General features: G+C 42.9%; 12 protein-coding genes. 9 read left to right on the top strand and 3 right to left on the bottom strand.

Going from position 1 to position 13,140, the window contains the following annotated elements:
• Positions 1–19 precede the first annotated feature (19 nt).
• Both phoB and FTV04_RS12200 read right to left on the bottom strand, forming a co-directional pair.
• Complete coding sequence (gene phoB / locus FTV04_RS12205; protein ID WP_078191504.1) at positions 20–730, bottom strand: phosphate regulon transcriptional regulator PhoB; 711 nt, start codon at positions 728–730, stop codon at positions 20–22.
• Between the two features lie 228 nt (positions 731–958).
• The gene (locus FTV04_RS12200) at positions 959–1,642 is read right to left on the bottom strand and encodes a TetR/AcrR family transcriptional regulator (RefSeq protein WP_180089706.1); all 684 of its coding nucleotides are present in this window, start codon (positions 1,640–1,642) and stop codon (positions 959–961) included.
• A 224-nt stretch (positions 1,643–1,866) separates the two neighbouring features.
• Here FTV04_RS12200 and FTV04_RS12195 point away from each other — a divergent pair, with 224 nt between their 5' ends.
• From FTV04_RS12195 to FTV04_RS12155, 9 genes are all read left to right on the top strand, one after another.
• Positions 1,867–2,697, top strand: a complete 831-nt coding sequence (locus tag FTV04_RS12195; RefSeq protein WP_180010800.1) for an SDR family oxidoreductase — start codon at positions 1,867–1,869, stop codon at positions 2,695–2,697.
• An 881-nt stretch (positions 2,698–3,578) separates the two neighbouring features.
• Positions 3,579–5,060, top strand: coding sequence for a carbohydrate porin (locus tag FTV04_RS12190; protein ID WP_180089704.1), 1,482 nt, complete (start codon positions 3,579–3,581; stop codon positions 5,058–5,060).
• 33 nt (positions 5,061–5,093) lie between these two features.
• Positions 5,094–6,149 carry an ABC transporter substrate-binding protein gene (locus tag FTV04_RS12185; protein WP_180089702.1) on the top strand — a complete coding sequence of 352 codons (1,056 nt, stop codon included), beginning with the start codon at positions 5,094–5,096 and terminating at the stop codon, positions 6,147–6,149.
• Between the two features lie 9 nt (positions 6,150–6,158).
• Positions 6,159–7,412: an MFS transporter gene (locus tag FTV04_RS12180; RefSeq protein ID WP_180089700.1), complete on the top strand. Its 1,254-nt coding sequence runs from the start codon at positions 6,159–6,161 to the stop codon at positions 7,410–7,412.
• Complete coding sequence (locus FTV04_RS12175; protein ID WP_168378821.1) at positions 7,409–8,257, top strand: ABC transporter permease; 849 nt, start codon at positions 7,409–7,411, stop codon at positions 8,255–8,257. Before FTV04_RS12180 ends, FTV04_RS12175 begins: the two co-directional genes overlap by 4 nt.
• Positions 8,254–9,048: an ABC transporter permease gene (locus FTV04_RS12170; protein ID WP_180089698.1), complete on the top strand. Its 795-nt coding sequence runs from the start codon at positions 8,254–8,256 to the stop codon at positions 9,046–9,048. Before FTV04_RS12175 ends, FTV04_RS12170 begins: the two co-directional genes overlap by 4 nt.
• Before the next feature lie 12 nt (positions 9,049–9,060).
• A complete protein-coding gene (locus FTV04_RS12165) occupies positions 9,061–10,116 on the top strand; it encodes an ABC transporter substrate-binding protein (RefSeq protein ID WP_180089696.1) in 1,056 nt (351 codons plus the stop codon).
• A 2-nt stretch (positions 10,117–10,118) separates the two neighbouring features.
• Positions 10,119–10,952 carry an ABC transporter ATP-binding protein gene (locus tag FTV04_RS12160; RefSeq protein ID WP_078191496.1) on the top strand — a complete coding sequence of 278 codons (834 nt, stop codon included), beginning with the start codon at positions 10,119–10,121 and terminating at the stop codon, positions 10,950–10,952.
• 20 nt (positions 10,953–10,972) lie between these two features.
• Positions 10,973–11,803 carry an ABC transporter permease gene (locus tag FTV04_RS12155; RefSeq protein ID WP_180089694.1) on the top strand — a complete coding sequence of 277 codons (831 nt, stop codon included), beginning with the start codon at positions 10,973–10,975 and terminating at the stop codon, positions 11,801–11,803.
• 173 nt (positions 11,804–11,976) lie between these two features.
• On the opposite strand, the gene FTV04_RS12150 is transcribed toward FTV04_RS12155, so the two are convergent.
• Positions 11,977–13,071: a sigma-54-dependent Fis family transcriptional regulator gene (locus tag FTV04_RS12150; protein ID WP_078194038.1), complete on the bottom strand. Its 1,095-nt coding sequence runs from the start codon at positions 13,069–13,071 to the stop codon at positions 11,977–11,979.
• Between the last annotated feature and the right edge of the window lie 69 nt (positions 13,072–13,140).

The raw sequence follows: 13,140 nt of genomic DNA, 5'->3' as shown, positions 1-13,140 counted from the left end.
AATTAAAGACCTAAAATGACTAACCCATCACAGCGTCTGCACGGGTAGAGAAACGGTAACCTGTACCACGAACAGTTTGGACATAACGATCGGCTTGGAAAGGTTCAAGAACTTTACGCAAACGACGAATATGCACGTCAATGGTACGGTCCTCAATATACACGTTTCCACCCCAAACCTGATCTAATAATTGAGCACGGGTATAGGCACGTTCAGGATGAGTCATGAAGAAGGCCAGTAAACGATATTCAGTCGGTCCCATATCTAAAATGGTGTTACCAAAGCTGACACGTTGGCTGACTGGATCGAGGATTAAACCATTGGCATCAATGGTTTTTTCACCACCCAATGCATTTGAGCGACGCAGCACCGCTTTAATCCGTGACACTAACTCACGGGTGGAAAAGGGTTTGGTCATGTAGTCATCTGCGCCTGCGTCTAGACCTTGGACTTTATGGTCTTCTTCACCGCGCGCAGTGAGCATGATGACTGGAATTTCTGACAAATTTTCATCGCGTTTTAAACGACGACATAGGTCTACACCACTCACGCCACCAGGCATCATCCAATCCAATAAAACCAGTGCAGGACGCTGATCCACAATCATTTGGTGCGCTTGTTTGGCATCTTCAGCTTGCTGACATTGAAAACCAGCCATATCCAGTGAAGTATGGATCATTTCCCGAATCGGGAGTTCGTCGTCGACGATTAAAATATAGTCATCTTTCACAGCGCAATACCCTATTTTATGTAAACGGTAGACCGTTTTATATTTATGACAGGCTTATTACAAAGATTAATTATGACAGTATCATTGCAAAAATGATCTTTCATTGGGGTTTAGAAAGAAATTGTGACAATTTAAATCCTGAAATATTCAACAACATGGGCTTTGCATCATGCTGTTGTCACAAAAAATCATTCAAAAAATTGTAAAGATCAGTGTTGAGGACAAAATTTATTTCCTGGGTTTTTCAGAAAAAGCATCCAACAAGGCCAAAAAGACCACGCTACATGACGATAAAACTTCGTCAATCGGTTGTTTATAATCACTCATGACCCAGCGAATCGCGATTTGGGTGACATAACCATTGAGACCTGTTGCGACCATTGAAATTTCGCGTTCTGAACGATCAATATTCGGCATCATGAGCATGACAAAGGCATGAATCATACGGTCAAAGCGCATCATGGTTTCATGAATTGTGGCTTGGTTATGTAGCTCTTGTACCAACATGGCATCGATGTAAATGATGCGCGCCATATGGGGATTATTTTTTAAAGTTAACAATAGGGCGGTTAAACCCGCTTCAATCATTTTTTTAGAATCGGTAGATGCTTGCATGATGGCTTGCATCACATTTTGTTGCAGTTCATCGATTAATTTTAAAAAGATGGTCTGGAACAGTTGCTCACTTTTCTTAAATGATTCATAAAAATAGCGTTCGGTCAGCTTGGCTTCCAAACAAATATCTTTCACAGTCACTGAAAAAAAGCCATGTGTTCCATAGGCTTCTATACCGGCTTCAATCAGTTTTTCACGTCGCGCTTGCTTACGTTCACTGAGAGAAAGCCCTTTAAATTGACGTTCCTTCACATTTTTTGCCTGTTGTTGTTCTGTGTGATTTGTTGCATCTGTCATGAAAATATACGCTGAACTAAAGCAGAATTTTGTCTTATTTTAGCAATAATTTCAGTTTAAACCTATGTTTAAGCATTGGCGATTTCAACAGCTTAGCACGTCCCAAGATGACATTGACAATATGTATTGTCAAAACTATATTAAGTCGACGAACTGCACACATTGGCAAATGAGATCACGCTGTGATAAAGCCAAGCGGCAGCATAAAGGAATAAGGAATCACAATGAAAAACTTCAAAAATAAAGTGGCTGCCATTACAGGTGCAGGTTCAGGTATTGGTCAGCAATTGGCTGTGCTTTTGGCTAAACAAGGCTGCCATCTGTCTTTAAGCGATGTGAATGAACAGGGGCTTGCGGCAACCGTTGAATTGGTGAAAGCCAGCAATGTACGTGTAACGACGCAAAAACTCGATGTGTCAGACCTTGCAGCAATGAAAGCATGGGCAGCACAGACTGTTAAAGATCATGGTTCGGTGAATATGATTTTTAACAATGCGGGTGTGGCATTGGGTACGACCGTTGAAGGGGCAAGCTATGAAGAACTGGAGTGGATTGTCAATATTAACTTTTGGGGCGTGGTTTATGGCACCAAAGAATTTTTACCGTATATCAAGCAAAGTGGTGAAGGTCATATCATCAATATTTCCAGCTTGTTTGGCTTAACAGCACAGCCAACACAGTCGGCATATAATGCCACTAAATTTGCAGTACGTGGCTTTACCGAATCTTTACGCCAAGAATTGGATATTGAAAACTGTGGCGTGAGTGCGCTATGTGTACATCCGGGCGGGATTCGTACCAATATTGCCAATGCCGCAAAAATGAATGACAGCTTGAAAAGTTTAGGCATGAACCCACAAAAATCGGCACAGTCGTTTAATAAATTCTTGCGTTGCCCACCTGAAGAAGCGGCTCGTCAAATCATTGCAGCAGTACAAAAAGATAAGCGCCGTTTATTGATTGGTAATGATGCAAAAGCGATTGATTTAATTCAACGTTTGCTACCGACGGGTTATCAAAAATTAACTGCCATGGCGACTAAATTTGGTCAATAAGCGGTAATTAAAATCAATTGAAAAGAGCCCACGTCAGTGGGTTTTTTTATGCTCTAGTAATATCAGTAGCGCAATTTGATCCAAATAAAAGAACGATACGCGGTAGTGTCATCCGCAATTGTTTGAGACAAGACGATTTTTAATCAAAAATGTTTTTGCGATCCTTTGAATCATTTGATGGTATTAAACGAGTTTTGTCGGTAAGGTGTATTGCACCGCAAGATGGTTTCCTTGCGAAGCACGCTTCTCATTTTGTCGAATGAGAAACAACGTTTCGTAAGAGTACCTCCAGCCGAAGGCTAATCCCGTTATTCAATCCCTAGATGTAAGACTCCATCGAATAGATTTAAAAATCATTTTAAAAATCCGAAATTACTTTTACAGGCGTAACATCAGTTATTAAAAGCCCAAAGCGTATTTCTTATTTCATAAAATGAGATATAAAAATGGAAATAACTGATGATTTGAAATAAGCAACTGTTGAATAACCAACAGTTTTTTGGCGTTAAAACCAACAGAATTTATCAGATTTAAATAATAAAACTTTAAAAAAATAAATACTTAAAATGTTGGCACAGTTGTTGCCATATTAGAGTGAACAAAACTCACCACTGTATGGAACATTTATGAGTACTTTTACGCATCGATATCTTTCTGCTTTTCGTGTCCTACAACAGGCATGTTGTTGTGCTATGACACTCGCGATGATGCGCGCTTAAATTCTAAAAGCTGTCTTCGAGTTTCGGTCGTGCATAAGTTGAATAAAACCTACGACCACTCAGATTAATTTTTAAAAAACCCACGCAGTACATTCACTTCATGCACCTTGCATGGGGTTGGGGGATTTTGCGCTTTGGGAAAAATGTTAGTGAAACCAAATCATGAAAAAAACCACATTAACCGTTGCGGTCGGACTGATTTTATCCGCAACCAGTCAGCTGAGTTTTGCATCGGATGAAGCACTTCAGCAAGAACTGAGCAGCTTAAAACAACAAATTGAGAGTTTGCAAAAACGCTTAAATGCCGTGGAATCTGGTGCGATGAAAAGCCAAGTCGTCGAAACGGCCGCTGTGACGACAGACGATACGAGCAACGCCGCTGATGTTGAAGGTGAAACGCAAGTTGCAGAAGTGACCACAGCAACATCCGAAGATATCGATGGCTTACGTGCAGATATTGAAAACTATAAGTACGATCAGTCACGTCAATATGAACGTCAAACCACCAAATCGACTCGTGATACAACCCTGTATGGCACGGTTCAACTACGTGCGAGTGCGCTCGATGAAACAGGTGTCTTAGGTGCAACCAAATCGACATTTGATATTGGGACTGCGCTGATTGGTGTGCGCGGGAATTTATTTCGTGATTATAACGAAGGCAAAAACCTCGATTATCAATTGTCCTTTGGTTATGGCAAACGCAATGATGGCACCAATAACAGTAACTTTAACTTACTAGATGCCTTTGTTCGCTATAACGCTTTTGCCACCAATGCGGGCCCTGAAACTGCCAAACTCAACTTTACGCTCGGTCAGCAGTTATTGCCCTTTGGTCTAGATGTGCAGTCTCCTGAAGATTTGCGTCCGACCATTAGTACCGCTGCAGCTTCGACCTTTTTAGGACTGTTTAACCGTCAAAATGGCTTTATCGTCCGTGGTGATGCCAAACCTTTTGTCGACTTTGCATCGAACTACCGTGCGCCGCTGTTTGAGTATGCCTTAGGGGTAACCAATGGGAATGCCAGTAATAAGGCGGATGACAACAACGGCAAAGATTATATCGGTCGTGTGGCTTTTACCTTGCCAGTAGACTACGCCAGCATTTTCCGTGAATTGAAGTTCGGTGCCTCTTATATCAAAGGCGAATCGAAAATTTCAGCCGGGGGAATCACTGACGATGCTGCAAAACGTGATCGTTTGGGTTTCGATATTTATTATAACCACGCCCCATTTGGTGTGACTTATGAATATGTGCAAGGCAAGACCGATTATGTCGACACCGTAGCCCAAGACATCAAAGAAGCCAAAGCGGAAGGGCATACTTTTACCGCTTTTTACACCTTGGGCGATCAGTTCTACAACAGTATTAAATCCAATGCCAAATTTGATGATTTCTGGCCAAAGTCAGTCCAAGGCTATTACCGTTTTGACCGCTATAACCCGAATAAAAACAACGCAAGCTATCTCGACACCGCGAGCGGTCGTATTGGTGAATATGACATTCACTCTTTGGGTTTAAACCTATTTTTTGCGCAAACCACAAAATTCCAATTACAGCTGAATCACTACCTGTTCGATGTCGAAACGGCAAATCAAAAAGACACCAATGAGCTGCAAGCTCAGGTTCAGTACACCTTTTAATTCAAATATTTAAACCATTAAGGAACATTTAAAATGAAAATTATCTCTAAAAAAATCGCAGCCACATTCTTGGCACTTTCAGCACTTGGTTTAAGCGTTCAATTGCATGCTACCAATCCCAAAGAAATTCGTATTTCTGTATCAGGCGCGGGTGAGGGGGGTAAACCCAAAGTGGGCGGTAGTTTTGTAGCTACAGCACATTTACGAGGTGTGCTCGAACAAGAATTTAAAAAAGATGGCATTAAGGTGAATTGGCTGTTCTTCCCAGGAGCAGGCCCTGCAACCAATGAAGCTTTAGCCAATGGCAAAGTGGACTTTGCATTGCATGGCGATTTGCCCTCATTGGTTGGACGTTCGACGGGATTAAAAACCAAAGTGTTGTTTTCAACAGGGCGTTTTGGCCCAACTTATGTGGTGGTGCCTGCCGGCTCTAATGCCAAATCCTTTGCAGATCTCAAAGGCAAAAAATTCTCCGTCTTTAAAGGCACCAATGGTCAGATCGTCTTTAACCGTGTATTAGCAAAATACAATTTAACTGAGCGCGATTTACGAGTGATTTCGCAAGATGCCTATTCGGCGCGTACTGCGTTAGCGACAGGTGATATTGATGCCACGATTACTTCACCGTTTAGTTTGCAAGCGCGTGGTGTGGCAAAAACATTACTAGAAATTAAACATCCCAAAGTTGCGCCGATTGCGCACTTTTGGGTGACAGAAAGTTTTGAAAAACAATATCCAGAGGTAGTGCAACGTGTCGTGACGACACTGATTAAACAAGCGCAGTGGAGTTCTCAAGAAGCTAACCGTAGTGCGCAATATAAACTTTGGGCACAAAGTGGCATTCCGTTGGTGGATTATCAAAAAACGTGGGATGGCTGGAATTTAAAGGACCGTACTACACCGCTACTAGACGAGTTCCATCGTTCACAAATTGATAGTGCTTTAAAAATTGCCAAAGACGCTCGCTTAATCCGTCGTGATGTAGATACCAAAACATGGTATGAGCCGAAGTATCTAAATAATGCCTTGAAAGAGCTGAAGTTAGAGGGTTACTGGCGCCAATTTAATGCTCAAGGTCAACCGAAGTAAGTCGCAGCCATGAGTCGTCCGATTGAAAGCAATGTAATTGCCAGTCCATTAACCACCAAATTTATGAGCAGTTTTGTGCTGCTCACGATTTTGGCTGGACTGGGTGTGGGTGTCGCACGGGTATTAATTTCCTTGTATGCCGTGCATTTAGAAGCCACCGAATTGCAATTGGGGCTAATTTCTGCAGCGCAAAATTTTGGCATTTTGATCATGGCATTGCCGATTGGTGTGTTGGTACAGCGCTCTGGATCTTTGAAAATATTCTGCATCGGCAGTGTGTTGGGCGCCGTGGTGTATAGCTTAACGCCACTCAAAGCCGGTGCATGGTATCTCTTTGCAGTCACAGCCTTAGTAAGTTTTGTCTTACCCATGCGCTTTGTTTCGATCAATACCGTTTTTTTGAGCAACTTAAAACGTTTAGGTCCAGCCCGTGCGGGTTGGTTTCGCGGTTCGCACATGATGGGATATTTCCTGATTGCGCCTGCATTGAGCGTGTTGTTGATCGAGCATTTCGGCTATGGCGGAAGTTTTTATGTGGTGTCTTTGCTTTTTTTAGGCACCTTGCTGTTGGCTCCGTGGTGCTTTCAACGTAGCACTCCACAAGCGACGAATCGCCCGCATTTTCAATGGCGAGATATTGTGGCGCCTTTGGCACTCATCAAAACCCATGCCTCACTGCGGATTGTCTGCATATTGGAATTTTTGAGCAGCGTGGCAAATAACTACTTTGGCTTTTTCATTGTGGTGATTGCTATCCAAAGTTTTGCACTTTCAGAGCCAATGGCGGTGATGCTGCTGACCGTACAAGGCATCGTCTTTGTGGGATCGCTATTTAGCATGGGCGGTTTGGCTGAGCTGATGGGTTATCAAAAGTTTTATTTGATTGGCCTAAGCCTGATGGCAACGGCATTACTGATTTTAGCCTTAACCAAAATCACGCTGTTGATGTGGCCTGCTTCGGTCATGTTTGGACTTGGACTCGGTATGTTGCATATCGCCAATTTTATGTCTTTCGCCCGAGTGGGTGAGCAAACCGCGATGGCTAAGATTTCTCCAATTTTAGCCCTCGTCGGACCTTCGGGTGGACTGTGGGGTGGCTTGATAGGCGCCGTATTTGGTGCACAGGTTGGACTACAAAATTTATTTTTACCGATCGGGCTGGTGTTTATTGGTCTGATTATTTTGATCAGCAAAGATCAGGAATTTATTCAATTTTTAAAACCTGATGTCTCAGAACAGAGCGTAAAAGGACAAGAATTATGAGCCTTACGGATGTATCTGCACATTCGGTTCCCTTGCAAAGTGACCGAAGTGCGTTGGATTTTTTTAAGACCTATTTAAAACTAACTTTGCAAGTGGCGTGTGGACTCCTGATGCCAGTTTTGTTGTTCGGTCTATGGTATGTGGCAACACTGAAACAGTGGTTGCCGGAGCAGATTTTACCTGCACCGAGTCTGGTGTGGCAAAGCACAGTCGAATTATGGCAAAGCGGTGAATTGAGTTTTCATTTTGCTATCAGTGCCAAACGGATTTTATGGAGCGTCTTGCTTGGTGCCAGTGTCGGGATTTTGCTTGGTACTGTGTTGGGACTGGCAAAGCGTAGTCGGGACTTTATCTTTCCGACAGTGAATCTTGTTGCGCAATTTCCGATAGTTGGCTGGATTCCATTACTGATGATTTTTTTAGGCATCGATGAAGCTTTGAAGATTGCCGCTATTTCATTGGCTGTGTTACCGCCGCTGTTGATTGCAACCTATAAGGGCATCACGCATGTGCCGAATAGTTTGATGGAAGTGGCAGAGGTTTACCAATACAGCAATTGGCAGAAACTCAAAGAAGTGATTTTCCCAGCTGCACTACCCAGTGTGATCAGTGGTTTACGTCAAGGCATTATGCAGGCGTGGTTGGCATTGGTTTTTGTCGAGTTATTAGCAAGTAGTGAAGGAATTGGTTATCTCATGGTGTGGGGACGTCAGCTGATGCAGATGGACTTGATCTTCATGGCGATCATTCTGATTGGTATTACGGGCTATGTCTTAGATACCTTTCTGGCTTGGTTAGAAAAAACAGCACGCTTTCACGCAACCCGAGTAGGAGGCAACTCATGAGCATTCTTTCATTACACGGGGCAGCGCGCCAAGTCTTAGTTAAAGCAGCAAAAGCACTCGTTCTACCTGTGGCATTTATCGCACTGTGGGCAGTGGCCTCACAGCAAAATTGGGTCGATCCGAAGTTGATTCCTAGTCCATGGCTCGTGCTGCAAAAAGCTGTGACCGTGCTCCAACAACCGAGCTTTTTGACAGGCTTTGGCGAAAGTTTGGCACGAAATTTTATCGGCTATGGCATAGGTGCGATAGCGGGTGTGCTGTTTGGGATCTTGATCGCGAGTTCACGCCTTTCGAATTGGTTATTTGCACCGAGCTTTCATGTATTGCGTCAAATTTCGCTGTTCGCATGGTTGCCACTAATTTCGACTTTTTTAGGTGAGGGGCATGGCGCCAAAGTGCTGTTTATTACCTTGTCGGTTTTTTATCCCGTGGCGTTACACACCTTTGAAGGCGTGAGCAGTATTTCACATAAATATCGTGAAGTGGCCGAAGTCTATCAATTTCCCAAGGCTTATGCGTTTCGTAAATTGATTTTGCCTGGCGCGTCGGCACAGATTTTTGTCGGTTTACAACTTGGGCTGATTTTCGCATGGCTTGCCACCATTGGCTCTGAATTTTTATTGGCGAACTATGGCAATGGTCTGGGCAATATCGTGATTCAAGGGCGTCAGGCTTTTGATGTCGAACTGATTATTTTTGGCATGTTGCTGATTGGTGCTGTAGGCGTGTTGCTCAATACGGTACTGACTTGGGTTGAACGTAAAGTTTTAGCTTGGCAGCAGGTTGGATAGGAGAACATAACAATGAAAAAAAAGACAATCCATAACATTCCCCAACTCTGGCGTAGCCTATTTTTAGCTGCCTTGATCGGTGGCACAGCCTTGGTTGGTTGCAGCACGCAGCGAGTGGATGAACCTCAGCAAGTGGCTTTAAAAGAACTACGCTATCAAAGCTATCCGGGACTGGTATCTTTGCCTGAGTTGGCACAAGACTTGGGCTATTTAGGCGACATTAAACTCAGTTATGTCGGCACAGTACAAGGTGGGCCACAAGATTTACTCACCTTGGTGGCAGGAGATGTTGATTTTGCCGGCGCCTTTAATGGCGCTGTGGTGAAAGTTATTGCCGCGGGTCTAGATGTGGTCCCCGTAGTGGCATCTTATGGCAGTGATGCTGAACAAAATGTGGGTTTCTACGTGCTAGAAAATAGTCCTATTCGTGGCCCACGAGACTTTATCGGCAAGAAAGTCGCAGTGAATGCCTATGGGGCACATTATGACTTTGTGGTGAAAGATTATTTGGCTCGCCATGGATTAACCGATGATGAAATCCGTCAGGTCGAACTGATTATGTTGCCACCCGTGAGCTCAGAACAAGCTCTACGGAATGGGCAAATTGATATTGCAGTGTTCTCTGGCATTTTGGAAAAACGTGCCTTAAAGCATGGTGGTGTACGCAGCATCTTTAAAGATATTGATTTATACGGGCCCTTTACCGCAGGCAGTTTTTCGATGCGCGGAGATTTTATTCAAGCGCATCCTGAGTTGGCTCGTACTTTTGTCAGTGGCGTGGCCAAAGCTCAAGAATGGCTACACAACACGCCAAAAGAGCAAATCATTGCCCGTATGGAAAGCATTATTGAAAAACGTCAACGCAATGAAAATACAGCACTTATTCCATATTACACAGGCACAGGTGTCCACGAAGTCGGTGGCGTGCAAAAAGATCAAGACTTTGCCCCATGGGTGAGTGCCTTAGAAAAAGAACACAAATTAAAACCAAATCAAATTGAGGTCAGTCGCATCTATAGCAATGAATTTAATCCCTATGCGCAAGACCAAAAATCAAAAGGAATATAACAATGACCAGTGCATTACATTTAGATCACGTGCGTAAGGTATTTCCTGCACAAAACCATGTCGGCAGTAAAAACTATAAGCCTGAATTTGTTGCTGTAGAAAATGTCACTTTGGATATTCAGCCGGGTGAATTTGTTTCAATCGTGGGGCCAAGTGGCTGCGGAAAATCTACATTATTAGACTTAATTGCGGGTTTAACCAAACCGTCGGCAGGGCAGATTTTACTGAGTGGCAAGCAGATTACTCAACCGGGTTTAGACCGTGGCATTGTGTTCCAGCAATATGCGCTCTATCCATGGTTAACCGCACTGGAAAATATCGAATTTGGTCTAGAAGCCAAAGGCGTAGCAAAGAAAGAACGCCGCGAAAAAGCCGAATACTATTTGCAGCTTGTGGGTCTCAGTGGCTTTGAAAAGCATTATCCGAATGAGCTTTCCGGCGGGATGAAACAGCGGGTTGCGATTGCCAGAAGTTTGGCTTATGAACCAGAAATTTTATTGATGGATGAGCCTTTTGCGGCCTTAGATGCGCAAACCCGTGAAACCTTACAAGCCGAGTTGATCAATATTTGGAAAAGCTCGAAAAAAACCATCGTTTTTATTACTCACAGTATTGATGAAGCAATTTATCTGAGTCAGCGCGTGGCGATTATGACCTCAAGACCGGGGCGGATTAAGGAAGTAATTGAAATTCCGCAAAGCCTGCGCAGTTCTAGTGAAGATGTCCGTTCATTGCCTGAATATGGCCGAATTCGCCATAAAATTTGGTCATTGCTCAGTGAAGAAGTGATTAAAGCGCAAGCCCTCGAAAAACATAAACAGCTTGCACATAACTAAAATATTCAGAGGATTTATTTATGTTATCGACTAAACAAGCCATCAGTTATACGCAAACCTATAACGACATTAAACCCAGACTACAATTCACTTGGTTAAACACGGTCTTTAAACGCACCATTGCCATTGTAACTTTTTTCTTGCTGTGGGAGATTCTGCCGCGGAGTGGTGTGGTCAATCCGGCTTTTTTACCGCCGTTATCTGTAGTGTTGGAAACCACATGGCAGCTATATCAAAGCGGTCAATTAGGCATCCATTTCTTGGCCAGTATAAAGCGTTCAATTATTGGTTTCATTTTGGCCCTAGCGATCGCTATTCCTTTGGGTCTCATCATCGGTTGGTACAAGCTCGTGGCTGAAACCTTAAATCCATTGTTAGAACTGTTTCGAAATACCACAGCACTAGCATTAATGCCGCTGTTCATCTTATTTTTAGGCATTGGTGAAACCTCAAAAATCAGTCTGTTGGTGTATGCATGCACATGGCCGATTTTATTGAACACTATTACAGGCGTACAAACGGTCGATCCTTTACTGATTAAATCGGCACGAACCATGGGCCTAAAACCCTATCAATTGTTCCGAAAAGTGATTCTGCCTGCGTCGATTCCGACGATTTTTGTCGGTATCCGTCTGGCAGGGGCGATTTCGATTTTGGCCTTAGTGGCAGTAGAAATGTTTGGTGCCAAAGCAGGTCTGGGATATCTGATTATTTATTCGCAATTTAGCTTTGAAATTCCACAAATGTTTGTGGGCATATTAGTCATTACCCTCGTGGGTTTATCCTTTAACTACTTCTTGATTGGACTAGAAAAATACTTTACAGCATGGAAACGTAACCCTGTGGAATAATCTAGACGAAATGGAAATTAAATAAAAACCTCGGGATATACCGAGGTTTTTTATTGCTGATTTTTTATATTTAAAATAATGCAATGAATAAAGAATGATGTGGATGAATATTTAATTGGAAGTTTTTTTCTGGATTATTATTTTAATGTAGAGAAAATAAAAATATGACTTATTTATAATAAGCCATATTTAATTAGGCGAGTGCGAATCACGTTCCTTGTCACTCCAAGCAAACGAGCCGTATGCACTTGATTGTATTGACAGTGCTGATACGCACTTCGGATAAATTTTTCTTCAATCAGCTCATTAATATTGTCATGCTTAAGTTGATTTGCGGCTTGAAAAATTTGTAAAAAGGTCTGCTCAAGTAACTGTCCAGCATCTTGAATATCTTTGATGTTGGCTACAGCAGAGGTGGCATTTTGTAAGTTAAAAGGTTCTGCACGCGAAAACGACGATGCACTTTGAATACTCGAAAAACTAATATCTTCTGGTTCAATCACACCTTTTTCACTGACTAAAATCGCATGTTGAATGGTATTTTCTAATTCGCGAATATTTCCCGGCCAGCTATGTAAATGGAGTTTCTTGAGCGCCAATGGGCTGAGGCGTAATGGTGTGTCATGTGGGTTGGTTTGATAGACCTGAATGAAGTGTTTAACCAAAGGCAAAATGTCACCACGACGCTCTGAGAGACGTGGAATGCGTAGCAACGCCACATGTAAGCGGTAGAATAAATCTTCCCTGAAACGCCCGTCCTGTACGGCATGCTCTAAATCGACATTGGTTGCGGCTATGATTCGGACATTAATTGGAATGGATTTGAGTGAGCCGACTCGAACGATCTCTCTTTCTTGTAAAACACGGAGTAATTTGACTTGCATAGGCAAGGACAGGTCACCAATTTCATCTAAAAATAAGGTGCCATTATGGGCTGCTTCAAACCAACCGACACGGCTATTAATTGCCCCTGTAAAGGCTCCTTTTTCATGTCCAAATAATTCGCTTTCGACTAATGACTCGGTAAAGGCACCACAGTTCACTGCGATAAATGGACCTTTGGCACGATGGCTCAATTGGTGGATTTGGCGTGCAACCAATTCTTTACCTGTGCCTGTATCACCAATGATGAGTGCATTGGCCTCACTTGGTGCAATTTGTTCAATTCGAGACAACAACGCTTGCGATAACGGATCTGCAAAGACCGTTGCTGTTGCCCGTTTATGTTTCAGTGCAGAGGGCACTGCAGGGTGGGTCAAAATAGACATATCGTTTCTTATAGTTGTTGAAAATGCAGATCATGATGAAAGATTTAAAAATAAAAGATAAATAATAAT

Source organism: Acinetobacter sp. YH12219, assembly GCF_013417875.1.
Lineage (GTDB): Bacteria > Pseudomonadota > Gammaproteobacteria > Pseudomonadales > Moraxellaceae > Acinetobacter > Acinetobacter amyesii.
The sequence above is the reverse complement of the archived record's forward strand: the minus strand, read 5'-3'. Positions and strand labels throughout refer to the sequence as shown.